This is a genomic window from Paenibacillus sp. FSL H7-0442 (assembly GCF_038593105.1).
Taxonomy (GTDB): domain Bacteria; phylum Bacillota; class Bacilli; order Paenibacillales; family Paenibacillaceae; genus Paenibacillus; species Paenibacillus polymyxa_D.
In genome coordinates this window covers 2,029,498-2,054,414 of the sequence record NZ_CP151963.1, presented here as the reverse complement: position 1 = coordinate 2,054,414, position 24,917 = coordinate 2,029,498, and the positions used below count along the sequence as shown (strand labels likewise).

Below are 24,917 nucleotides of genomic sequence, written 5' to 3'. Positions count from 1 at the left end.
GTATGTATTTCTCATGTAGATCCATATTGTTATATACACGTTCATTTTATTATATTTAAAAGCAGTTATTTGTATTATAAGATAGAATTATTCTTATATACAGAGGTGATTGGCATGATAAGCAGTAAACTACCTAAAGTATTTTACGGTGGAGATTATAATCCTGAACAATGGGATAAGGCCACGCATCAGGAAGATTTACGGATGTTCAGGCAGGCAGGGATTGATATCGCCACGGTCAACGTATTCTCATGGGCCAAAATTCAATCCGACGAAATCACATATCATTTTGAATGGCTGGATCAATTGATTGACAGTCTTTATGAAAGCGATATCTTCGTTTGTCTAGCTACTAGCACGGCAGCACACCCTGCTTGGATGGCTACTCGCTACCCCGACGTTCTCCGGGTGGACGCTGACGGACGGAAGCGGAAGTTCGGTGGTCGCCACAATTCTTGTCCGAATAGTCCTACGTATCGAAAATACTCGGAGCAGATGGCTGACCAACTTGCAGAACGATACAAAAACCATCCCGCAATCCTCGTGTGGCACGTGTCCAATGAGTACGGCGGAGATTGCTATTGTGATAACTGCGCGGCCGCATTCCGGATGTGGCTCAAGCAAAAATACGGATCACTGGAAGAGCTAAACCGGGTGTGGAATACTTCCTTCTGGGGTCATACCTTCTATGATTGGGATGAAATCGTGCCACCAAATAATTTGAGCGAGCATTGGGGAGAAAATCACTCCTCCTTTCAGGGTATATCCCTCGATTATGCACGATTTAATTCAGACAGTATGCTGGATTGCTATCTGCTGGAATACAACGCAATTAAAAAGCATATTCCCCATGCCGTGATAACGACCAATCTGATGGGATTTTTCAAACAACTGGACTATTTTAAATGGGCTAAGCACATGGATATTGTATCTTGGGATAGTTATCCTGCGGCTAATACCCCGCCGAGCTATACCGCGATGGCACACGATCTGATGCGCGGCTTGAAGGATGGGCAACCCTATATGCTAATGGAGCAAACACCGAGCCAGCAGAACTGGCAGGCGTATAATTCGCTTAAACGGCCCGGCGTTATGCGGTTATGGAGTTATCAGGCAGTCGCGCATGGCGCGGACACGGTCATGTTCTTCCAGCTTCGCCGCTCAATCGGCGCATGTGAGAAATTCCACGGGGCTGTTATTGAGCATGCCGGGCATGAGAACACACGTGTATTTCGCGAGGTGGCACAGCTTGGCAGTGAGCTTGGCGCATTAGGCAACACGCTACTTGACGCGACCGTCAATGCCAAAGTAGCCATTTTGTTTGATTGGGATAATTGGTGGGCATTGGAAAAATCAAGCGGTCCTTCTGTCGCCTTGAAATATGTGGATCAGGTGCATAAGTATTATGCGACCCTCTTCCGGCGTAACGTACAGATAGACCTGATTTCCGTTGATGCAAATTTCCAGAAATATGATCTCATTATCGCGCCTGTACTCTACATGGTCAAGCCAGGTACCGCCGAGAAGCTGGAACAATTCACAGAGCATGGAGGCACCTTCGTAACGACCTTTTTCAGTGGCATTGTAAATGAAAACGATTTGGTCACAACCGGAGGATATCCTGGTAAACTGCGTAACTTGCTCGGGATCTGGGTGGAGGAAATTGACGCGCTTCTGCCGGAATCATACAATCGCATTGTATTAAAAGAAAAGGTGGGCGTATTACAAGGTGAATATCAATGTGGCCTGCTCTGCGACTTGTTGCATAGCGAAGGTGCCGAGGTGCTGGCGGAATACGGCGATGATTTCTATCAGGGCATGCCAGTGCTGACACGCAATCGTTTCGGTCAAGGCGAGGCATGGTACGTTGCTTCAGATCCTGAAGAGACTTTCCTTGATGGCCTGTTGGGCTACATTTGTGAGCAAAAAGGGATTCCATCCCTGCTGCGCGCTCCTGCGGGTGTAGAAACCACTGTACGGACCAAAGATGGAAAATCATATCTGTTCATTCTGAATCATAACGCCCAGACGCAGCAATATCATCTGGATGATCAGAAAGGGAATGAGCTAATCAGCGGTAAATACCTGGAAGGAGATATTTCTATTGAAGGCTACGGCTTTCAAGTACTGGAGCTAGCATAATCACTCAGATTTGACACATACAGTTCACTTTGCTGCATGAGTATAATCTAGGTATCAAAGGAGTTCATCATGAAACGACTGCTATGGATCGGCAGCTTGTCTTATTTTTTAATCGGCCTGGCACACGTGGTTGTAGGCTCCCTACTGCCTGTGTTGTTAGAGCATTACGGTAGAAACTATACGGATGGCGGTAGTCTAATCTTCGCTCAATTTTCCGGTTTTCTGGTTGGAGTCCTGCTGTCACCGTGGCTTGCCCGAAGTTTCGGCAAACGCCGAAGTCTGGTATTCGCCCTGCTCTTGCTGTGCGCGGCTGAAGTGCTATACTCATTGCTGCCGCCTTGGGGTTGGCTATATGCCGTCGGGGCAGCAGCGGGGTTTGGCTTCGGCATGGTAGAAACACTCATTGGCACTATTATTATCAGCGGCATTACTCAAGGAACGGGCGCGGCGATGAGCCGTCTGGAAGTCTTTTTTGGGATCGGCGCTTTGGCTATGCCCGCTATCGCCAGCCAACTTATCGCTCTTGGTTGGTGGCGATTGGCCTTTCCCATCATTTCCATGTTTGCAGCCGTGACCATTATAGCTTGGCTGCGCGGGTCCTTCGGCACGCTGGACGCTGTATTGGACCCACAGGAACACCGAGATAACAGCCTTAAGCGTTCGACTAATTCTCTGAAGTCACCCACGGAGAAAGCCTCTGAGGGTAGCCCTATTGGCAATTGGAAGCTACTTACACTATTTATCGTCTTTATCTTTATCTATGTAGGAACAGAGATGAGCTTGGCCAATTTCCTGCCCTCCATGTTCATCGAACGGCTGGGCCTCACTCAAGCGGAGGCAGCACTCAGTGTCACCTGCTTCTGGCTAGCAATGGCTACCGGACGGTTGTTCGCAGGAAGTATTGCTGATCGGTACGGCTATGGTGTCTTTGTAGCCCTAAGCTCGCTGGCGGCGACCGTGCTGCTATGCGTGTTCCCGCTGATCAAGGGAACTACCGTTGCCTTTGTCCTTATCACACTGCTGGGGCTGGGCATGTCGGGCATTTTTTCCATCGCACTTGTTTTTGCCAGCAAAATGATGCCAGGCACCGAAGAATCTACCACCAGCCTGCTTATAGGCGCAGGTGGAGTTGGGGGAGCTCTGCTGCCTTTATGGCTCGGAAATAGCATGGATCGTGGTGGAGCAGTCTCATCGGCGTGGTTGCTGGCAGGCTTCACATGTATCCTGTGCCTGCTTGGGGGCATCTTGTACGCCCTATATGTGCGCAAAAAGCGGCTTCAAACCGCCTCATCATGATATATACCTCTACTGGTGCCTTTGTCTGTTCCTTGGTTGTCATCCAAGTGCACATTCAAAGGTGCTTTTTTTACATACTAGACGAATGTACCTTGTACAGTAGCCTGTTTTTAGTCAAAATAGATCGTTTCCTATGAATCACAGGACAGATATCCATGCCTCCTCTAGATGAATGGAGTAGTATACAACAAACCATATGGAGGTGTTTGTATTGGGTCATCCTGAATTAAAACGAAAAAAAGGCCGTAAAAAAAATGTTTTTGTCCGTGCCTGGTTTGATAAGTTAGAAAAAAAGTTTGAGGAGAAGCCCCCAAAGAGAAAGAGCCGCTCAAAACGGAAAGGGTTTGGGAAAGATATTATCGTCAAAAAGCAACTTGTAAGTGTGAATATTAATCATGGTGCTTTAGGGCCTGAAGGGGATTCTGGAACCATAGGTGATTTAGCGCAGTTTGGTTATATTTACAATGTGAAGCCCCAAGTTGTTCCGATTGAAGGGGATGTCATTTGGGATACGAACGGTATACTTACTCCTGGAATTGCTCATGTTCCAGGAACTACACAGATTGCTGTATCCGATACTGGAAAATATGAAGTTCACTTTTCGGTGTCCGGTGTGGAACCTAACCAATTCGCCATCTTTATTAATGGCGCACTGGCTGTGGGAACTGTATACGGCTCAGGAGCCGGGACACAACAGAACACAGGGCAAGCCATCCTTGCTCTGGCATGCGGTGACGTCCTTACTCTGCGAAACCATAGCTCTACTACTGCTGTTACCCTGCAAACACAAGCCGGAGGAACTCAAGCCAGCATAAACGCTTCTGTCCTCATTAGAAAATTGGGATAGGCTTGAACTCCCGCAAAGCCTCAGTGTACTAAAAAAGGGTTTATCCATACAGCGAGGATAAACCCTGAATATTTTTAAAAGGCCATAATGATCCCTTTGTCATTGGCATACATTGAACTAATCCCTCTGGTGGACACAATATGAATATCTTTAAATTGATAGCGTTTCCTCAGCGCATTCATTAATTTTTCCGCCAGCCCAGGATTATTGCAGTGAGTAATGACAATGCTTTCTCCTTCGGTAGCCCGGCCACTTTTTTCAATAGTATCTGCGAGCTTTTCGATAATTTGATTCTGACCGCGTGCTTGAGTAAAAAATGCGATATTACCGTCACCATCCGAGCCTAAAATAGGCCTGATATGCAAGAGTGAAAGTATCTTTCCAGTGATTTTATTCATCCGCCCGTTCTTAACCAAATTATCTAGATTTTCTAAAACAAAGTAGGTTTTCATCTTGCTGATAAAGCTCTCCAAGGATGAAATAATTTCGCTTTTATGATATCCCTCGTCAATCAACTTGCGCAGTTTTAGAGCTAACAAGAGCTGTCCAGCCGAAGCGCTTTTCGAATCAAATACATGAACATCCGCCCCCTCTTCTTCCGCCATATCTTTTCCTACCAATGCACTGGAATACGAACTGGACAGGTTGCTGGATAATGTAATGGCAAAAGAAGTATGCGCACCTTGAAAGGCTTCCTTATATAGCATAGGTGACGGTGATGCGGATCCAATTTTGGTTGTACAGGCTCTCATTTCTTCCATAAACTGAGGTAAGTCCAATGTGTCATCATCTACGAAGCATTTATCTCCCAGCGTCATATTTAACGGGATCGTAGTAATCTGCATCTCTTCTCTAAGCTCTCTCGTTAAATCACAGCAGCTATCTGCTATTATTTTATATCTCACCCGGTACACCCTCACATTATGTTATTTTTCAATAGAACGCGCGTTCATAATACTCAAAGAAAGCTCAATTAACCGTATAAATTCCTTCACATTCTTCTCACCCAAACCTACTACAAGCGCTTCAAAATAACCTTCAATTCTCTCTTGCTTCTGTCTGATCAAGGATTCACCATTTACTGTGAGCCTTACACACATTCGTCGTCTGTCATGCTCAGACATTTCCATAGTCACATAGCCTTTTTTCCTTAATCCCGTAAGCGCTGCCGTAATTCTTGATCTGGATACATGCAGATCATCGCTGAGCAAGGAAGGATTAATTTCATCATCCCGGTGCTGAACTAAATATTGAAGCACATGGTTTTCCCCCTGAACAAGCTCCGTCAGGCTACTGAATAATTCCATGTCATAAATCCGGTTAACGGATTCTCTCAATTCGTCCCTTAGTTCATAATCTTTCATAGTGAACCTCCGTAACACACGTAATACATACAGTTAACTATTAATACTATGTACTATAATGAATTGCCCACGATAATAACAATGAAATATTTGTGAATTTTTATACTTTATCCCCCCTTGAATGTCCAGTAACAGGAGGTTTTATACCGTGGACTGTGAGACACCCAGAGGAGACAACAAGGAGTGTTTTATTTTATGAGGTTCTGGAAATGTGTTATATCATAGAATTTCAAGGAAAAGGGGGATTTGAGCAGCTCCAAATGAGATTGTTGTTTGGACTATATTAGAGAAGTATTAACATTTACAAGAAAAGGCCAACCACTAAATACGGGTTGACCTCATCATTTAAAGACTGTCTTACGTTTCTAAGAGAAAATGAACTGACTTTACAGCACCGTTTTAACCGTATCTTGGACTTGCTTTAGCAGCCCTTTATAGCCATCTTCATCAAGGTAGCCGATACTTCCAAGCAGCAAGTGACCGACGGATTCAATTCCAACGAAATCAAAAATTCCCGTATCGGATGTGATCTTCAATCCTGCGGTCATACCGATTTCATCGTAGATTGCGTTGGGAGTACCATGTGTATTCACGATAAAACCTTTTTTACCTGTAAGCAGCTTATTAATCCCTTCCGCACCAGCCGTATATGCAAAGCCGTATGCAAATACACGATCAACGTAACCTTTCAGGATAGCCGGAAGACCTGTCCACCAAATGGGAGAAATAAAAGTAATGGTATCCGCTTGTGAGATGTATTCCTGCTCCAATTTAATATCAGCCGGAGTTTGCCCTGCTCTCATAGCGGCAGTATCCTCAGGTTTTAATACAGGTTGAAAATTAAGGGCATAAAGATCGCGTACAACGACTTCATCACCTTTTTCTTTCAAGGTATTTACAACCGTTTCGAGTATCGCGTGATTGAAGCTTTCTGCGTTTGAGTGAGCATAGATAATAAGATGTTTCATTTTAATAACCTCCAGATGTTTTATTGTTATTTTGATATTAATATTAATATAGATATCTATACATTTACTTAAAAAAATTTATAATCTGTTTTTGACATGCTCCAGCAAATATTCCAGTTGTTCTTTTTCTTCATCTTTGAGACCATCATAGATGGTTTCTTGTAATCTATTGGAGATCATCTCAAATACAGGCTCTATCTCTCTTCCCTTATCGGTCAGAAATATCAGGGTAACTCGGCTATCCTCCCTTTCTTTTTTTCTTTCGACATATCCCAACTTCACTAGCTTGTCGATCAAGACAGTGACCGTGGGTTGCTGACGAGAAATTTTTTGCGTCAATTCCTTAATGGAAAGCCCGTCGTTTTGATAAAGGAACATTAGGATTCCGCCATGAGTAGGAACAATCCCTTCAATTCCATTCGATTCGAGCTCAGACACAATCAATTTATTGATCGAGTCTCTAATGGTTCCTATCAGTGCAGCTGCATTATTTTTTAACATACAAGCATTATTACATAGACATCTATATATATCAAGTATTGATACCAGTCTGAACTAAAAGCAAATATGACTTAATCTATAATGGTTCATGGTGGACTACTATCGCAGACGCATAAAAAAGCCAAAATACCCAAGTTCCTTACCTGACTTTGAGTATTTTGGCTTACAGTATTTATTTATGAAATGAAGAGATGTTCAAAGTATGATATGTTTTAGTTGAGCGTTTGAAGTATCTCAGGTGTAAAGGTTTGAAGATCATGAATTCGGCCTTCACGTATTTTCGTAGCCCATGCAGGATCGCCCAGAAGCGCACGCCCAACAGCTACCAGATCAAATTCATTGTTGTCGAGCCGTTCCAGAAGTTCATTAATATCTTGGTGTCCTGCCCCTTTCCCTTCGATATAACTTACAAAATCCTCATCCAGACCTACAGAGCCAACCGTAATCGTAGTTTTTCCAGTCAGCTTCTTCACCCATCCGGCAAAGCTCAAATCGGAGCCTTCAAATTCAGGTACCCAAAAGCGACGTGTCGAGCAATGGAAGATGTCCACGCCCGCTTCTACTAATACATTCAGGAATTGCTCCAGTTTATCCGGTGTATCGAACGGCTTTGCGTTGTAATCATTCATTTTCCATTGGGATAGGCGCATGGCAATAGGGTAGTCAGGGCCAACCTCAGCACGAATAGCTTCCACAAGCTCAATGGCGAATTGAGCACGTTTTATGATATCGCCACCATAGCGATCCGTACGTTGGTTCGTTTTCTCCCAAAAGAATTGATCAACCAGATAGCCGTGCGCTCCGTGAATTTCAACGCCGTCAAAACCCAGTCGTTTTGCATTCGCAGCTGCATCGACATAGGCGCGAATGACCTTGACAATTTCTTCTTCTGTCATCGGCTCGGTCACTTTATTGCCTTCCAGATCCAGCCCCGATGGACCAATCGATAGCGCTTCGGGATTCGGCTGAGATCCCAAAGGACGAGCCATCCCCATATGCCAAAGCTGTGGGAAAATTTTACTACCAGCTTCATGAACCTGTCTGACCACTTCAGCCCAACCGTTTAAAGCCGCTTCCCCATAAAAATTAGGTATCCTCGGCTCACTTGTTCCAGCCGGATGGTCAATCACTGCGCCTTCAGTAATAATAAGACCTACATCATTCTCTGCGCGACGGCGATAATAAGCGGCTACATCCGGTCCTGGCACACCATTTGGTGAAAAAGCGCGGCCCATTGACGGCATTACAATACGAGTCTGTAGGGTTAGATTATGAATGGTATAAGGTTGAAATAAAGCTTCTGTTGAATGAACATTTTGCGGTTGATTACTCAAGGATTGTACCTCCTCATTTTCTTTTATTCTTTTAAAGGATTATATATAAGGCTCGTGCATCATCAAACGGGGTGCAAGTGAAATGTTAGCAATGTTTAATTTATCATTCAACCGACAAAATGTTCATTCTGTTGCTTAACCAAAAGGGTTATGAAATTGTTGTATATCTAAATTCACTTGTTGACAAAACAACACATGTTTATAATGGGGGAATCATTTGATTTACCTGAAAGGAGTGTCTTTAGGATGCCTGGTGTAACTTCACCCAACCCAAACGATCCTCGCGTCATTCGAACACGTAGATTAATTCTCGACGCATTCGTTGACCAATTAAATAAGAAAGACTTCTACACGATTACGATCAATGACATTACCCAAAAAGCCACCATTAACCGCGCCACGTTCTATGCACATTTTCAAGATAAATATGCACTGCTTGAAACCCTTTTGTCAGATGCATTTTTGGAGTATGTTATCAAGAGGATTGATGCTGAGGCACGTTTGTCGGAGGAGATCATTCAGAAACTTATTCTTTCGTTATGTGACTATCACGACTCAAGTAACCAATGCGTTCATAAATATAATTCAGTGGCACCGATCCTGGAAGAACATATTAAGAATCAATTACAGCAATTCATACTTCAACTCATAACAAGAGAAGCCAATAATACAGACCAAAGAACGTTAGAACTTGCCGCGACCATTTTAAGCTGGTCCATTTATGGTGTAACCTTTCGCTGGAATGTGGAAGGAAAAAAAGAGTCTCCTACAGATTTAGCCGAAAGAGCTGTGCCTTTAATCTTCAATGGGGTTGTCTTATCTCTAGTCTCACAAATCTCTTAGTAGAAAATGCGAATAAAAAGGGCCGTTCCCAGTATACTTCGATCAGTTCCTGGGACAGCCCTTATAGTATTTAGTAAAATAATTGCCTCTTTTATTTAAAGAATTTTCTTAAACATCTCGATAACTTGTTCTTTGCTAGGTATAAACGGATTGCCCGGAGCGCAAGCATCCTTCATTGAGTTCTCGGCAAGCAGATCCAAATCCACTTCATTTACACCTAGTTCAGAAAGTTTGGAAGGAATCCCTACTTCCTTCGACAGGTCTTTGATTCTTTGGATTACATAGTCTGCGCATTCCTTATCCGTTTTCCCCTTATCTTCAAAACCGATGGCTTCAGCGATGGCACGAAACTTCTCCGGTACATGCTTGGCATTCTCCTCCTCCACGATTGGCAGCAGCATGGCATTACAAACACCATGAGGCAAATCGTAAACGCCGCCAAGCTGATGCGCCATCGCATGAACGTAACCCAATCCGGCATTATTAAATGCAAGTCCTCCCAAGAAAATAGCGTATACCATTTGCTCACGCGCTTCTATATCATGACCGTTTCTCACTGTACGAGCTAAATGTTTAAAAATAATTTCTACTGCTGCCAAGGCAGTTGCATCCGTTACAGGATAAGCACCTGGCGTAACCAAAGCTTCAATGGCATGGGTCAAAGCATCTAGCCCTGTAGCTGCCGTTAATGCGGCGGGTTTATCTACCATCAGTTCAGGATCATTTACTGAAATCGTAGCTACACTATTCTTATCAACCATAACCATCTTGACCTTGCGCTCTTCGTCCGTAATGACATAATTGATCGTGATTTCAGCAGATGTTCCTGCTGTGGTATTAATGGCGACAATAGGAAGCGATTTATGCTTGGATTTATGAACGCCCTCATACTCGGTTATATGTCCCCTATTGGTGGCAATAATGCCGATTCCCTTAGCCGTATCCTGTGGTGATCCTCCGCCAATCGAAATTAAAAAGTCACATTCATTTTCTTGCAGAAACTGAACACCATCATGTACATTTTTACAGGTCGGATTTGGTTTTACTTCATCGTATACCGCATAGTTCAATCCAATATCATCCAGCAAAGATGTAACCTTGCCTGCAATACCACTCTTCATCAAAAATTTATCCGTCACGACTAGAGCTTTGTTTAAATTCAGTTCTTTTATATACGGCCCAACTTCTTGCAAACAGCCTGTTCCCATAAGATTGATAGATGGTACAAAAAATACATGTGCGCTCATATAAAATCGGCCTCCTAAAGGATTCACTTCTTGTTGCCTCGCTAAATATAAGGGTATTTCTCAAAAGTGAAATATTTCACATGTATAATGTTATCTTTATTTTATTTTGGTGTCAACAATTAAACACAGATATTTATTGGTTTTATTTTTGTTTGTTTACGTTTTTCGAATCAGTCCAATATTTGGTACACAACTAATCGGAGGAAGCCTCGTACAACTTAGATGAACATATTCACAATGAGGTGATGACAGCATGACAATCAACAAGAAAGCATTGCTAGCTCTGCTAGCAGTATCACTGCTCCAAGCAAACCCGTCGTATGCGAAGTCGGTACCGCTGACTCCGGTGACGACCGTTTATGTAGATGACCGCCCACTTCAGCTTGCTGCCCAGCCGCTGCTGCTAGAAGGAACAGCGCTCGTCCCGATGCGCCAGTTGTTTGAGGCACAAGGAGCCGAGCTTTCCTGGAACGCATCCAGCAAAACCGTAACAGCTACCAAAAATGAAGCGGTGCTGACCTACCGTATGGGGGAACTTGCTGCCACCTTAAACGGCAAAACGCTGTCCCTGAATGTTCCTGGACAAATTGTTGAGGGCAACACAATGATTCCACTACGTTTTGTGAGCGAGGCACTTGGGAGCACAGTGAAGTGGGATGCCCTGACCCGAGCGATTCGGATTGTCTCCAGTAACGATTTTTTTACAACGGTTCTTTCGGGAGTCAACCTGCGCAGCAAACCGGATTCGTCGGGAGCTTCCCCTTCCCTGCGGCTTATTCCAGCCAACGAAAAGGTTCATGTCATCCGTGAGATCAATGCCCTCTGGTTGGAAGTGCGCACTAAAGACAACCTGACCGGATACATATCGGCTAAACCCAAATACAGCGATTATACCAGCTCATCCCTGGTGGAACGGCAGGGAGATGAACTCATCGCCTACGGAGAGAAATTCCTTGGTACTCCTTATGAATTCGGCGCAGCAAGCGGCCAGACATCGACCTTTGATTGTTCTTCTTTTGTGGGGGAAGTGTTCCGACATACGCTCTCCATCGACCTCCCCCGTGTCTCTTACGATCAGGCTAAAGAAGGCCAGAAGGTCGGGCTAAACGAGCTACGTAAAGGCGACCTGCTGTTCTTCAGCGCACGCGACCTGGAGATCGGCCATGTGGCGATCTATGCAGGGAACAACAAATTGTTGCATACATTCTCCAAAGAACGTGGCGTTCATTTTGACACGCTTGATGGTAAATGGCAGAATCGTTTCGTAACAGCCCGCAGGCTGTTTTAAGACAAACTGGATGGCTAATAATAGCGGGCTATTCCAGTACCACATTCAATATTTTCTGTTTGCATTTTTGCCGGACGCCTCCCTTGCGGTTTGCGTTCAGGTGGCAAAAGGTATTGATTCGTTCCCATTGTTCAACACGTAATTCGATCCTCTTCTCTAGCACTTTCTCTCAAAATCTTGGATCTTCCCCATCAGATCTGCTTAAATAGGATTAATAGAATGTGCAGAAAACACGAATATGTATGCTAATTATAGACAGGAGGAATCGTTATGCAATTTGAGACAAAACGGCTCATCATTCGTGATATTTGTACATCCGATTGGGGAAGTATACATACCTACACGTCATTGCCTGAAGTTACTAGGCACACAGCATGGGGACCCAATACAGAAGAAGATACAAAGGCATATATAGAACAAGTTCTAGCCTCACAGCAGGAAAAGCCACGACAAGACTACGAACTAGCCATATGTCTGAAAAACACTGGAATCCTGATCGGCGGTGTTGGTATTCATGTCAAAGATACTAATGCAGAAATGGGCTATATTCTAAACCCAGATTATCAAGGAAAGGGTTATGCAACAGAAGCGGCACGAGCCCTGCTAGGCTTTGGATTTAGCACACTTGATGTCCATCGTATTTATGCAACATGTCGTCCAGAAAATAAGGCTTCTGAGAAGATTATGCAACAGATCGGAATGCAACGTGAAGGTATAATGCGAGAACACTGGTACTACAAAGGCGAATTTCACGATTCATATTTGTACTCTATTCTTTCTGAGGAATATAACAGGACATAAAAGGTATTGTTTACATCTTGGGAAGCATGTTGCTGCGATAAATTGATAGTAAACCATTTTGACTATCTAGTTTGAAAATATATATCGTTGGAAATAGGTGTTGTTAAGAACGTGTCTGAGCCATTCTATGAGGAGTTTTAACGACAAATAGGTTCGAGGAACTTCTCTGAACGATACAATTTTTAATTAAGGAGGGAACAACATGGAAGCTTTTGCAGAATATTTAGCGCATATTGATAACCCCCAACATCGGGCTCGAACGCAAGAAGTATTGGCTTGGGTAACCAAGAAATTTCCAAATTTAATGCCAAAAATTGCGTGGAATCAGCCTATGTTTACGGATCACAGCACATTTATTATTGGCTTTAGCGTAGCCAAACATCATTTGGCCGTTGCCCCTGAAAAGGCAGGGATTAATCATTTTTCTGAGTTAATTGTGCAGGCTGGCTATGATCACACCAAGCAGTTGGTACGTATCCAGTGGGATAGTCCAGTTGATTTCTCATTACTTGAGAAAATGATCGAGTTTAATATTTTGGATAAGGCAGACTGTTCAACCTTTTGGCGGGAATAAAAAAAGGTTCCTTTTCTCGTAAAACTATACACCGAGCATCACAAATAAGTGTTTTTCTTCTCACCCCCTCTACCATCCTTCGAAATCTCATCAGGCTAATGCCCCTTAAAGCGGCTTTATGCTATAATGTGGAAAGTATGGATTGTTACATGCACAGGAGGATTGGAGAAAAATGATTGGGAAATTTTTAATTTTCTCTCTACTATGGAGTTTGCTCGGCAACCCGTTTCTGGCACTGCTCGTACTCTTAATCGTGATCTATATATTGGATCGTAGCTTTGTCGGTGTATTGCCCAGCATCAGCAAACCATGGAAAAGAAGACGCAATGCCGCTCGATTGCGCCAACAGATTGCGCTAAACACCAACGATGTGGCTGCTAGGTTCGATTTGGCTCGTATCTGGATCGAAAGCAAGAAATATCCGCAGGCTTTGGAGCTCTTATTGGAAATTCAATCCCGTTATGAAGACTCAGCAGACTATTGGAACGCACGGGGAACGGCTGAAGTACATACAAACCATCTGGAGGATGGAGAACAACATTTACTAAAAGCACTGGATATTAACCCGCGGGTACAGTACGGTGAGCCTTATTTGCATTTAGCCGCTGCTTTCAAGGAACGTGACGTCAATAAGTCGCTTCATTATCTGCAGCAATTTCAGGAGATTCAGTCTTCTTCCAGCGAGGGTTATTATCTGACAGGCTTGATGTACCGTATGCTGGGACGCAAGGATGAAGCCACTATAGCCTTTAACCAGTCCATTGCCGTCTATCGCTCTCTACCCAAATACCGCAAACGAAGTGAGCGCAAGTGGGCTGCGCGTAGCTTATTTCGTAAATCAATCGGCTAAACAGCGCCTACTAACGCAAACAAAGAGGTTCATAATGGTCAGTTTCTACTGTCATCATGAACCTCTTTCTTTAATATACTTTGTCTGATCCAAAGCATCCTCTCACGCTCGCCTTAATGGCGCATAACCAAGCCGATTCAACTCTTCCGCAATCACGCGATAACCACGACTGTTCGGATGCACCCGGTCTAACGAAAGTAGTGCCCGTTCATAGCCCTCAAATGCGGGATAAATATTCGCCACCCGGTAATTCGGTCCGCCTAATGTATAGAGAAACGAGTTGTACTGACGCACATATACTCCCGCCTCCCTTACTTCTGGAAAAGGATTATATAATCCCACCATTCGAATGATAAATGGCTCACGCTGACCGGACTTTATCTGATACAGGGCATGTACAATTTGGCGTACATGTTCTTTTGTGTGATTCAACGCTTGTGGAATGGAAGAACCCGACAAGCCGGACCCTCCAGCAAGGGCGCTGATGTATGGGCGCAGATCATTCCCGCCGATCGTTACCGTTATAAGTTCAGCCCGGCTGATCGCCGACCGAAAAAGTGGATTGTTGCGGACCATGGACAGCAACTCCTGCGATGTCAGCCCGTTAATTCCCAGATTCTCGTAACTGACTGGCGTACGCAGATGTCTTTCTGCCATTCGCCGATAGATAGGTACAAATCCGCCGCTCAGCAACGTCCCTGCACCTGTTGTTAAAGAATCTCCAATCGCTGTGTAGTGGTACGCCAATGAAACCCACCTCCCTCTTTCTGCATAACATATCTTATGTAGAAAGAGGGACGCGGGACCCGGAGATTCGCTTATTCTTCGTCTATTTCATATACACAATGGAATTGCCCACCATCCGGCAAATCCTCTGATCCATACACGGCAAAGCCCACTTTGCGGAAAAAATCTGCCCCCTCCGCATCCGTGTCCACAGTAAGCCGTTTTGGATTACGCTCCTGAATGAGCGTAAGTAGCATACCTCTGGCATATCCTCTATGACGGTTTTCAGGCAACACGGCCAGATGGCGAATTACAGTTGTTCCATCCTCCTGGTCCTCAAAGCCGACAATACCTACAATAAGTCCTTCATCTTCTACACCGAACAGCTTCCAGTCATCCGAGCCTTGATAGGTACGTAAAGCTGTTTCTCCGCGTTCAGGATGATCCAGCACGGCGTAGGTTAACAGCTCCAGAACTTCCTCACGATCTGAATCTATTTTTATATTTTTAAACATTGTTTGTCGTCTCTCCTTAATATCCTAAAATTAGGATTTCACTCTAATTCTCCATAATAAGCAACGGCCAGTTATCAAGCCATTGCTTCTCAAATACACGCTGCCGAAAAGCCGTTGTGTGACGAAACAAAGGGCTTTGCCGTACCCGCATATCCAGCAGATCTTCCAATCCATGCGGACAAATAACCTCTATTTGATCCTTGTCATTCAATCTAACCGCCACCGCCGTTGCCGTCTCTGGCCAGCGGCTCATCGCATCCTCTACCGAGGAATAAGGAGCCTCCCCGTTGCGAAAATGCATCCGAGCCTGATTTTTGACAGACCAGTTACGTCCGGCCTGCTTACGGTTCAAGGACAACTCTAGATACTCATCTCGTTCCTCTAGCGTGTTTTTCGGGTCAAAATAGATAACATCTATATCGTTTAAAGGTGTAGCCGTTGTATAGCCATGGAGCTTATCCCAAACGCGGTTACGTACATAGCCTGCGGCAATACATCCTTGCGGCAACTTCAGCTCTCGCACATAGCGCAAGTCTTCCAGTACCTGCGGATCATTCATATATTGTATGACTCGTAGCACATCTTCTTCCGCCTTCATCCTGCACTCAACTCCCTTTTTATGATGACAGTTGCTGCACCGATTCTCCTCCTTGAGCCGCGATCCGTGCTGTACGCTGCACCAGGCGGCGGCGTGCGACCAGAAGGAACGGAATACCAATCACAACCGACAGGGCAACCGGAACAAAAACAACAAGCGGCGCCGTTTGACCATAGATATCCAGCAACCAGCCACCAAATAAAGGAGCCAGCACGCTTCCCAAATTATTAAATCCGATTGTACCGAAGTAGGTCCCTTTATATTGAGCATCTGCAATTTGGTCAATCAATACGTCCAGCATCGTGAACAATAACACTTCACCAACCGTAAATAGCACCATATCCAGTATAAACATCCAGCCTGAGTTTAGCATACCGCACAGCAACAGGCTGACCGCAATACATATATTCCCTGCAATCAGAGAATTCACCGGGGAAAATCGGCTTGCCAGCCGCACCAGCGGATATTGAAATGCCAATACACAAACCGCGTTGACCGTCAGCATATATGTAAACCATCGAGTTCCTTCCGCGAAGGATAAGGACAAGAATTGAGGCATTGTGGAATTGGAATGCGCATAGCCCATCACACAAAATACCGTTCCCAGCAAAATCGGCATAAACACCGGATCACGGCTGGCTGTACGGAATGCCTCAGCCATTCGCAGTGGAGCCTCTCTCGCCGTTGTACCTATATGCAGATCCGATGCATAACGGGCAAATTGGATCAACAACAGTACTCCGTATAGTGCGTACACACCAGCAGCTACCATGAACGGCGTACCATTGGATGCAGATCCTAACATCAAACCAAGCAACGGCCCTGCCACTACCCCAACATTAATGGCCGCATATCTCATATTATAGATAAGCAGTCTTTTCTCCTTGGGGGTTACATCTGATAACAGCGCCCGCGAGGTTGGCTCGAACAAGGACCTGCACAGTCCATTTAGAGCATTAATGACAAAAAAGGCCCAGGCCGCTTCCGCCAACGCAAAAGCAACGAATACAAGCGCCCAGCTCGCAATGGACACCAACATCACCTTACGCCGTCCGATTCGATCTGAAATATATCCACCGTAAAAGCTGGCAAAAATGCCGACCAACGAGCTTACCGACACGATCACCCCCGTATGAAAGGGGGACACTCCTAAACGGGTGGTAAGGTAAATTGACAAAAACGGGATACTCATGGATGTCGCCATCCGCCCGAAAATAGTACCGACAATAATCGTCCAGGCCAGCGGGTGAATGGAACGCAACTGTTCTTTCATATATGCCTCTTACGTTCTCCTTCCGCGTGCAAGTCTAATAAGGGGGGGGAAAACGGTCTAGCACTGGTGAATATAGCGTTCCAGTTCTAAACACGTTGCTTGATAGACAGATTGGAGCGCAGACAACTTCGCTTTCGCATTCTCGAGTCGGTTCTCCCGTGCAAGCTGTTCAATATCCGACAGCAACGAGGACAAACGCCCGACACCCAGACTCACGCTGCCTGATTTCAACTCATGAGCAGCCTCTACTACTTTTGTGACTTCGCCCACAGCAGCCAGTTCTCTTAACTTATTGATTTTAGCAGGTGTATCACTTGTATACATTTCGACCAATGACTCCAGTAGTGCCGTGCTGCCATCCTCGTCCAGCAGCATAATTTCACGTATAACTTCCTTATCCAAAATCGGCTCGGTTTCCGGCTTTGGAAGCCATTTGACAAGCTTTTCAGAGAGCTTTTCAATCGTTACTGGCTTTATCAAGTAATCGTTCACTCCAACCTCCCGGCCCCGTGCCTGATCCTCCTCAGACACATTCCCGGTCAAAGAAATGATCGGTACAGGTGGTTGCTGGTTTTCTGCTTCCCGCTGGCGGATCGCTTTTGCCGCATCATGACCATTTAGCAGAGGCATGTAATGATCCATTAGAATACAAGCGTAGGATCGTTCGGAGGCCGCTTTTACAGCAGCTTGTCCATCCTCAGCAAAATCAATATGCTGGAATCCCAAATGGTTAAGCTGTAATTGCACCACCTGACGATTTACCCGATTATCCTCAGCCACCAAAATAGTTAGAGAATGACTATGCTCACGCAGCAACTCGCTAAATACCTTTAAATCACCATTTTCACGCTTCTCCATTTCGCCTGCCTGCTCCAATCCTTTCATGAGGGGAATTTCAAACCAGAACGTGGAGCCTTGGCCTTCTGTACTGACGACCCCAATTTCTCCCTGCATGAGTTCCACAAATGAACTGCATATCCATAGCCCTAGACCCGTTCCTCCATATTGGGAGGCGCTGCCTTCACCGGCTTGTACATAAGGCTGAAACAGCTTATTCTGATCCTCCGGTGAAATCCCAATACCCGAATCCTGCACCTCAAACCGAACACGTTGGGAGTCTTTTGTTTCCTCCACTAATTTTGTTCGAATGATGAGCAATCCTTCACTCGTAAATTTATTCGCATTGTTCAACAGATTGAGCAAGATCTGCATGATCCTTGCCGAATCTCCCTCCAGATGCTCTGCCACACCGGTATCGGTCTCTATACTCAACCGGTTACCCATCTGATAGATTTGCGGCTCCAACAACTGAGCAACATGGCTCATAATCGCCTGAACTCTGACGTTTCCGATCTCCAGTTCCATCTGTCCTGCTTCCACTTTGGATATATCAAGCAGATTATTAATCATGTTCAATAACAGGGAGGCTGACTCACGTATCACACCGATGGCCTGCCGTTGATCCGGGGAAAGTTTGGATGAACCTAACATTTCGATCATTCCAAGTATTCCGTTCATTGGCGTTCTGAATTCATGACTAACCACAGCCAGAAAAGTGCTCTTTAGGTCATTAGCCCGTACCGCTTCTTCCTTCGTCCGTGATAATTCCGCATTGCTTTTGGCAAGCTGACGCTGCAGATTAACCAGCTCGTTGTTCATCGCTGAAAATTCATTCAGCAGCTTTTCTTCCTCAGCCTTGCTTTTCACTATCTCATCCGTTAATTGTTCGACCGTTTTCCGCAGAACAGCCATTTCTGCTGTCGGTTCCTTCATATTAAAAGGCCCCCTTTACAAAATGACTTACAGGTTCACAAAACCAACCTTATTTCCTGAGCGAAAGTAAGTCACCCGCAACCTCCAGCGCTTCTTCCGCACCTGGTGCGTATCCGTCCGCCCCTACTTCTTGCCACAAGAGGGAATCGAGATTAAAAGGCAAGCCTCCGACCATAATTTTCACATGGCTAGTCGTTGGGTCTTGCCGAATGAGAGCAATCAACTCTTTCACTAGATGTACATGGTAAGCCATGGTAGCTGAGATAGCTACTACATCCGCCTTGTAACTCACAATGGCCTGAAGCAGACTCCGGTTAGGTACATTGGCGCCTAAATAATACGTATCCCAACCATCCATTTCAAATATATCAGCCAGCATGCGCACTCCAATTTCATGCTGCTCGCTGCCTACACACGCCGCCACTAGGCAGCGTTCCTCACTTCCACTCCCCATCCATCTAGGGTACAGGCTGGAAATAATAAATTGAGTCACGGCAGTGCAAAAATGCTCTTGACCGACGGTGATTTTGCCTTCATGCCATAGACGGCCTATTTCATATTGCGAAATTTGAAAAATATATTTATAAGTATGTTGAATAGAGATACCCTCATCCAGCAAGCGAACGATCCAATCCAAAGCCTGTCTGCGATTACCTGAGAGTAAATACTCCAAATACTGAGCCACGTCAGTAGCATAGGGATTATCACCTGTAATAAAAGAGGCATACTCCTCTTTCTTTCCAATTTGCTGTATCCCCAAATCCAGATGCTCCAGCACCATGGTTTTATCCGTATGGTCGAAGTGCTTTACCAACGTCTCCTGAATTAATCTGAAATTAATGCTCAAATCTTCTTGGGTTATGCCGAAACCCTCCAGAAGCTTTTTTAACCAGGAAACATACTGTGTAAATAAAATAGGGCTGTTCATGATTACACTTTCAGCCAAATAGTTCAAACTATATATGGAATCTTGTTTTGTCTTTATTTTACCGTTATCCCCAAAACGCTGCAAAAGATCGGGCTGTAATTCGTATTGCTTATAGGTAACTAATTCAGCCAAAGCTCCTGCTTGCATCAATAGCGATTCACCTGCGGTATATTGCTGTATACTCATGTACAGCTCCTTCCCCGACAAGGTTTTGTATTTGGAACAGGTACTGGGGATTTGTTCCGGACGTGACTATTAGACAATTATACCTGATTTGCGTCCCTACATTAACCCTACTCCCCCATAATACGGCAAAAAAATAAAATACCGAAAAGTCGGTATTTTATCTAAAGCAGATTTAACCTGTACATGCACCATTTATGATCCGTTACTCTTCTGCCCCTCAGCCGTTAGTCCAAGCTTTTTTAACAGATGAATAGCCTGCTCCTTCTCTTCCACAGATAAGCCATCCACGGTCTCCATAATGACACGATGATGCTGCGGGAATATTTGCTCAAAGAAGTGACGTCCCTCATCAGTCAATTCTGCATAAATCACACGCCGATCATCTTGCGAAGCACGACGGGTAAGCAAGTTTTTCTTCTGAAGTTTATCGACCACGTACGTAATATTCCCACTAGAGATTAGTACCTTTTCTCCAATTTTCTGTAAAGGCTGTGGCCCCCGATAATACAGCAGATCAAGCACACCAAATTCTGTTGTATTTAATCCATGACTATGAATGTCCCGATTCGTACGAGACGTGACCGAATTATAAGCACGAGCCAGAACAACGAACAAGTTAAGTGCTAGGTCCTGATCATCTGGTTTTACAGACATATTAACAGCCTCCGTTACTCATATCTTTATTCAAAGATATCTTAATTGTGCGCTTTTGTCAAGTTTAAGCGTTCCTCCCCCTACTCCTACGGCCTAAAAATGGAGGAATTGTCGTCTATTATGTGAAGATTACAGTTCATTATGTAAAAAAAGCCCGCTCTCAGCCAGTCTTAACACACTGATCCAGAGAGCAGGACGATTATATTGCAATCCCTAACTTCTTACGTAAAAATACGTAGGCAATACGGCCGCATAATACTCCCAGAACATTCAGTATGATGTCATCCACATCCATTGTACCTGCGCCCAGCAGCATTTGGGACACCTCAAGAATGACCAGTGCGATCACTATCGTTAACAACAGACTGCCTATACTTCGCATGGACACCCAAATGATAGGCACAAGGATACCGAAGGGAATGAATACGCCAATATTACCGAGCAAATTAATACCCCATACCCGAAAAGGAAACGACTCCATTGCCCGCCAGTATTGCCTGATCGTATCAAACGGCACAATATTATACGAATACGGGGGTCCTGGCCGTAATGTACGACCAAAACCGAGAAACATCCAATATAATAGAAGTCCTGTATATAAAATCAATAACACCAATGCCACATGATGAAGCAGACGGGTCCTAGACATTACTTGTTACGGACGTCGATCTGTCCATTGGCCCGTGCGATAATCACCTGGTCCGCCATATTAATGAACAGTCCGTTATCGACTACTCCCGGAATTTGGTTCAAGCGGATTTCCAACTCCTGCGGGTTCTCAATCGTACCATAGCGACAATCGGCAATATAATTACCGTTATCCGTAAGGTAGCGCTCGCCGTCTTTCATACGCCACTCTGCTTTACAGCCCGTCTGCCGCAAGGCCTCCAACGTCCATTCACTGGCAAAGGGTACGACCTCAACAGGTAAAGGAAATGCACCCAGCACCTTCACATCCTTGGACTCATCGACAATAATAATTAATCGGTCGCTATTGCTTTCCACAATTTTCTCTCTCAGTAGGGCTCCGCCTCCACCTTTCACCAGCACCAGCTGCTCATTCACCTCATCTGCACCGTCGATGGTAACGTCAAGCCTTCCAATCTGATCAAACGGAATGATGGGAATTCCCAGCTCCCTGGCCTGATCCTCCGAGGCTTGGGATGTAGCTACAGCCTGTATATGTAATCCTTGCGCTACACGCTCACCGATTTTTTGAATAGCCCAAAAGGCTGTCGAGCCTGTACCAAGTCCTACTTTCATACCGTCCAGAATCGCCTCAACTGCTTTTTCGGCCGCTTTTTGCTTTAAATTCATTATCATCTCTCCCGCTATATAGGCTAGTATTGATCATCATCCATTTTATAAGAGAACGCTTTATATTAATAGAGACAGCTTTTTACCATAACAAAGGCTGTTTTCATCGTGTTCATACTCCCCAAATCGTTCAACAGGTTCGTATCCCCGCTTGGTATAGAGAGCAATCGCTTCAGGTTGAGCCGCTCCGGTCTCCAGTTTAATTCTTACAACTCCCCGTTTGCTGGCTTCCTCTTCCAAAAAAGATAATAGGCTCACCGCAATCCCTTGTCTGCGATAAGAGGAATCGACATAAAATCTTTTAAGTTCCATTTCTTCCGCATCTATAGGCCTAAGCCCTCCACAAGCCACCGGTTTTTCGTCCACATACACAACAGCGAAAAACATTTCTTTAACTTTCGGATTGGAAAAATCAACCAAGTAAATTTCATCGGCAGGATACCTTTCCAGCAAGTCCTCATCCAGCCTTTGAATCAACTTATGCAGATCCTCGTGATTACTCTCAACCTTTAAAATCGTAAGCTTGGACATTCTTCTTATCCCTCTTCTCTTTGCATGGATATAAAGACTCATTTGCAAACAATTCACAAAAACCGCGATAAATCAAGCATTTACAACGTTAAATATGAAAAATGTCCCAAATTGATAAGTGCATTTGACTCTATTATAAAGTATGATGGTTTCTGTTGAATAGTTGCTTATGGACTGTAATGAATTCAAATCTCAAGTTGAAGTATAAATTGGAATATACTGAAACACAGACAGCGTTTACCTATTAAAATTAATTTTTTATTGTGTAAGGTATTCATTTCAAGGGCTTTTCGTACGACATATATATAGGGATATCATACTTGTCTGTAAAAGGACTTAAGACCTATTACATAAAATTCAAGGGTCTATGATCTCGATTATTTTGTTTGTAAGGGGGACTTGATTATCTCATTCGATAAGCGGTTCAACACCATATACAAAAAATACAACCAGGGAGTGGAACATTTTGAAAAAGTGGAGTAGCTTATCATTCTTCACCAAAAACCTATTATTATCCTTCTTCAACATCGTATTGATTGGGCTAGTTCTTATTGTGTCCAGCTATTTGATCCAACGTACGATTTTGATAGACCAATTGCATGGGCAAGTGGAAAAAATCACATTGAAGTGGGCCCAGGGCATTAATTCCGATGAAGTAACCCAAGCGGTTCAAGAGAAAAATTATGATGGACCCATTCAAACCAAACTCCGCGCGTACCTAGATAACATCATGGCGACGAATCCAAATATCTCTCATGCCTATATTTTCGGGACGGAGCTCGAAAATGGCAATCTGACATCTATTGTGGCGATGCCAACGGATCTCAGAGAAGCATTTGAAAAAGATAAGATGCTCGTTGGCTCTATGTATGAGCAACCCAATGTCGTGGCAGTAGGCGTAACCGGTATGCTGGACAGTGGCAAACCAACATTCACCAGCTTCTACGATGATACTTTTGGTACATGGACGACTTTGATGACTCCGATTAAAGATCCAAGCGGCAAAATCTTTGCATATTTTGCAGTCGATGCAGATGCCGGTGCCGTACCTGCAGGATTGACCAAGCTGCTCATTAGCGGCGCTACCATTTTAGTGATTTTCCTACTGATCTGCCTGGCGCTTCAATATTGGGTTGTGAAACGTACGCTGTCCCCGATTAAGCAATTGATGTACGGTATCAGCGAAGTAAGCAGAGGAAATCTGGATGTTCAAATTCATGCAGGTCATGATGATTTGGGACTCGTAAATCAGAATTTCAACGATATGGTAAGTCATATTAACAGCATTATGACTAAAGTGAAGCAGACAACTGATGAAGTCAATGAATCCGCCAAAGAATTACTCGCAATCTGCGAACAAAACGGAATCAATTCCAACATCATCAATCAAAACATCAGTGAAATCACGGAGAATATCCGTTCGCAGGAAAAAGCAACAGGCGATAGTGCACGTGCCATGGCTGAAATGGCTTCGGTCATTCAAAATATTGCCACGAGTTCTTCCAATGTTGCGGAAGAAGCCAATTCGGTAGAGAAACGCTCTAACGAAGGCAACGAGATTGTAAGTAAGGTATCATCCCAAATGCACTTGATTACCGATACAGTAACCAATACTTCCCGTATCATCAAGTTGCTGGACAGTCGTTCGCAGGAAATTGGCAATATCATCAGTACCATTTCAGGCATCTCCAGTCAAACCAACCTGCTCGCTCTGAACGCTTCTATTGAAGCTGCGCGCGTTGGTGAAGAAGGTAAAGGCTTTGCCGTCGTTGCCAGTGAAGTACGTAAGCTGGCAGAACAATCTGCGGAGGCAACCAAACAGATTACATCACTGATTGAAGAAATTCAAAATGAAATCGGACAAGCTGTGAAATCGATGGAGCAAGGAAACGTTGAAGTTCAAAACGGAATCGTCGTTGCTGGACAAGCAGGCGTGCTGTTCAATGATATTCTTCAAGCAACTAAAAATGTAGCATGGCAAATCCAAGAAGTATCCAGCGCTACTGAGCAAATATCTGCGGGTACACAGGAAATGACAGCGACAGCAGACGATCTTTCTTCCACTGTAACCAAAACAGCCAATAACAGTGTTCACATTGTGCAAACGGTGGAGGAACAAAAAGCTTCTTTGGATTCGATTATTGATTCATCCCATAAATTGACATCCATGTCTGAAGAGCTTCAAGAAATTACATCTTATTTCAAAATTGCAGACACCAACCGTAGCAAATCATAATAGCCATTTATCGACTTAAAGTTAATTTCATAGTTAATCATTCATTCGGTAATGCCTCCCTCCTGTTCATGCATTTGAAGGGAGCGAGGCATTTACTGAGTTTACCATTTATATTAAGACATCAT

25 protein-coding genes are annotated in these 24,917 nt (G+C 44.4%); 9 read left to right on the top strand and 16 right to left on the bottom strand.

Features of this window, described 5'->3' with window-relative positions; genetic code table 11:
• The first annotated feature begins 114 nt into the window (after positions 1-114).
• The 3 genes from MHH57_RS09395 to MHH57_RS09385 all read left to right on the top strand — a co-directional run bounded on the left by MHH57_RS09395 (position 115) and on the right by MHH57_RS09385 (position 4,285).
• The gene (locus tag MHH57_RS09395) at positions 115-2,142 is read left to right on the top strand and encodes a beta-galactosidase (RefSeq protein ID WP_209948012.1); all 2,028 of its coding nucleotides are present in this window, start codon (positions 115-117) and stop codon (positions 2,140-2,142) included.
• Between the two features lie 69 nt (positions 2,143-2,211).
• Positions 2,212-3,438 (top strand): MFS transporter, encoded by a 1,227-nt coding sequence (locus MHH57_RS09390; protein ID WP_342435037.1) that lies wholly within the window; start codon positions 2,212-2,214, stop codon positions 3,436-3,438.
• Between the two features lie 211 nt (positions 3,439-3,649).
• Complete coding sequence (locus MHH57_RS09385) at positions 3,650-4,285, top strand: hypothetical protein (protein WP_029514748.1); 636 nt, start codon at positions 3,650-3,652, stop codon at positions 4,283-4,285.
• Between the two features lie 74 nt (positions 4,286-4,359).
• Here the strand turns inward: MHH57_RS09385 and MHH57_RS09380 are convergent, their stop codons facing one another.
• The 5 genes from MHH57_RS09380 to MHH57_RS09360 all read right to left on the bottom strand — a co-directional run bounded on the left by MHH57_RS09380 (position 4,360) and on the right by MHH57_RS09360 (position 8,452).
• A complete protein-coding gene (locus tag MHH57_RS09380; protein WP_029514749.1) occupies positions 4,360-5,190 on the bottom strand; it encodes a DegV family protein in 831 nt (276 codons plus the stop codon).
• Between the two features lie 21 nt (positions 5,191-5,211).
• Positions 5,212-5,649 (bottom strand): winged helix DNA-binding protein, encoded by a 438-nt coding sequence (locus tag MHH57_RS09375; protein ID WP_029514750.1) that lies wholly within the window; start codon positions 5,647-5,649, stop codon positions 5,212-5,214.
• Between the two features lie 386 nt (positions 5,650-6,035).
• Positions 6,036-6,617 carry an NAD(P)H-dependent oxidoreductase gene (locus MHH57_RS09370; RefSeq protein ID WP_069011382.1) on the bottom strand — a complete coding sequence of 194 codons (582 nt, stop codon included), beginning with the start codon at positions 6,615-6,617 and terminating at the stop codon, positions 6,036-6,038.
• 78 nt (positions 6,618-6,695) lie between these two features.
• The gene (locus MHH57_RS09365) at positions 6,696-7,118 is read right to left on the bottom strand and encodes a MarR family transcriptional regulator (protein ID WP_342435036.1); all 423 of its coding nucleotides are present in this window, start codon (positions 7,116-7,118) and stop codon (positions 6,696-6,698) included.
• A gap of 212 nt (positions 7,119-7,330) precedes the next feature.
• On the bottom strand, positions 7,331-8,452 hold the full coding sequence (locus MHH57_RS09360) for an NADH:flavin oxidoreductase (RefSeq protein ID WP_341039233.1): 1,122 nt from the start codon (positions 8,450-8,452) through the stop codon (positions 7,331-7,333).
• A gap of 246 nt (positions 8,453-8,698) precedes the next feature.
• On the opposite strand from MHH57_RS09360, the gene MHH57_RS09355 reads away from it, so the two are divergent.
• On the top strand, positions 8,699-9,295 hold the full coding sequence (locus MHH57_RS09355; protein WP_029514753.1) for a TetR/AcrR family transcriptional regulator C-terminal domain-containing protein: 597 nt from the start codon (positions 8,699-8,701) through the stop codon (positions 9,293-9,295).
• 95 nt (positions 9,296-9,390) lie between these two features.
• On the opposite strand, the gene MHH57_RS09350 is transcribed toward MHH57_RS09355, so the two are convergent.
• Complete coding sequence (locus tag MHH57_RS09350) at positions 9,391-10,542, bottom strand: iron-containing alcohol dehydrogenase (protein WP_342435035.1); 1,152 nt, start codon at positions 10,540-10,542, stop codon at positions 9,391-9,393.
• Between the two features lie 253 nt (positions 10,543-10,795).
• Between MHH57_RS09350 and MHH57_RS09345 the strand changes: the two genes are divergently transcribed.
• From MHH57_RS09345 to MHH57_RS09330, 4 genes are all read left to right on the top strand, one after another.
• On the top strand, positions 10,796-11,830 hold the full coding sequence (locus MHH57_RS09345; protein WP_318626687.1) for a stalk domain-containing protein: 1,035 nt from the start codon (positions 10,796-10,798) through the stop codon (positions 11,828-11,830).
• A gap of 270 nt (positions 11,831-12,100) precedes the next feature.
• A complete protein-coding gene (locus MHH57_RS09340) occupies positions 12,101-12,631 on the top strand; it encodes a GNAT family protein (protein WP_340885064.1) in 531 nt (176 codons plus the stop codon).
• Between the two features lie 202 nt (positions 12,632-12,833).
• Positions 12,834-13,205, top strand: coding sequence for an iron chaperone (locus MHH57_RS09335; protein ID WP_029514757.1), 372 nt, complete (start codon positions 12,834-12,836; stop codon positions 13,203-13,205).
• A 172-nt stretch (positions 13,206-13,377) separates the two neighbouring features.
• Positions 13,378-14,055: a tetratricopeptide repeat protein gene (locus MHH57_RS09330; RefSeq protein WP_029514758.1), complete on the top strand. Its 678-nt coding sequence runs from the start codon at positions 13,378-13,380 to the stop codon at positions 14,053-14,055.
• Between the two features lie 102 nt (positions 14,056-14,157).
• On the opposite strand, the gene MHH57_RS09325 is transcribed toward MHH57_RS09330, so the two are convergent.
• The 10 genes from MHH57_RS09325 to MHH57_RS09280 form a co-directional block, all read right to left on the bottom strand.
• Positions 14,158-14,802 carry a GDSL-type esterase/lipase family protein gene (locus tag MHH57_RS09325; RefSeq protein ID WP_039274815.1) on the bottom strand — a complete coding sequence of 215 codons (645 nt, stop codon included), beginning with the start codon at positions 14,800-14,802 and terminating at the stop codon, positions 14,158-14,160.
• Positions 14,803-14,873: 71 nt separating this feature from the next.
• A complete protein-coding gene (locus tag MHH57_RS09320; protein WP_029514761.1) occupies positions 14,874-15,296 on the bottom strand; it encodes a GNAT family N-acetyltransferase in 423 nt (140 codons plus the stop codon).
• 43 nt (positions 15,297-15,339) lie between these two features.
• Entirely contained in the window at positions 15,340-15,894 is a 555-nt protein-coding gene (locus MHH57_RS09315) for a nucleotidyltransferase family protein (RefSeq protein ID WP_029514762.1), read from the bottom strand.
• 19 nt (positions 15,895-15,913) lie between these two features.
• Positions 15,914-17,167 (bottom strand): MFS transporter, encoded by a 1,254-nt coding sequence (locus MHH57_RS09310; RefSeq protein ID WP_029514763.1) that lies wholly within the window; start codon positions 17,165-17,167, stop codon positions 15,914-15,916.
• 57 nt (positions 17,168-17,224) lie between these two features.
• Entirely contained in the window at positions 17,225-18,940 is a 1,716-nt protein-coding gene (locus tag MHH57_RS09305) for an ATP-binding protein (protein ID WP_029514764.1), read from the bottom strand.
• Positions 18,941-18,989: 49 nt separating this feature from the next.
• On the bottom strand, positions 18,990-20,054 hold the full coding sequence (locus tag MHH57_RS09300; protein ID WP_340955159.1) for a cobalamin-dependent protein: 1,065 nt from the start codon (positions 20,052-20,054) through the stop codon (positions 18,990-18,992).
• A gap of 192 nt (positions 20,055-20,246) precedes the next feature.
• A complete protein-coding gene (locus MHH57_RS09295; protein WP_029514766.1) occupies positions 20,247-20,708 on the bottom strand; it encodes a MarR family transcriptional regulator in 462 nt (153 codons plus the stop codon).
• Between the two features lie 199 nt (positions 20,709-20,907).
• Entirely contained in the window at positions 20,908-21,357 is a 450-nt protein-coding gene (locus MHH57_RS09290; protein ID WP_029514767.1) for a VanZ family protein, read from the bottom strand.
• Positions 21,357-22,025 carry a ribose-5-phosphate isomerase RpiA gene (rpiA, locus tag MHH57_RS09285; RefSeq protein WP_029514768.1) on the bottom strand — a complete coding sequence of 223 codons (669 nt, stop codon included), beginning with the start codon at positions 22,023-22,025 and terminating at the stop codon, positions 21,357-21,359. Before rpiA ends, MHH57_RS09290 begins: the two co-directional genes overlap by 1 nt.
• 60 nt (positions 22,026-22,085) lie before the next feature.
• Positions 22,086-22,556 (bottom strand): GNAT family N-acetyltransferase, encoded by a 471-nt coding sequence (locus MHH57_RS09280; RefSeq protein WP_029514769.1) that lies wholly within the window; start codon positions 22,554-22,556, stop codon positions 22,086-22,088.
• A gap of 466 nt (positions 22,557-23,022) precedes the next feature.
• Between MHH57_RS09280 and MHH57_RS09275 the strand changes: the two genes are divergently transcribed.
• A complete protein-coding gene (locus MHH57_RS09275; protein WP_029514770.1) occupies positions 23,023-24,792 on the top strand; it encodes a methyl-accepting chemotaxis protein in 1,770 nt (589 codons plus the stop codon).
• The last annotated feature ends 125 nt before the right edge of the window (positions 24,793-24,917 follow it).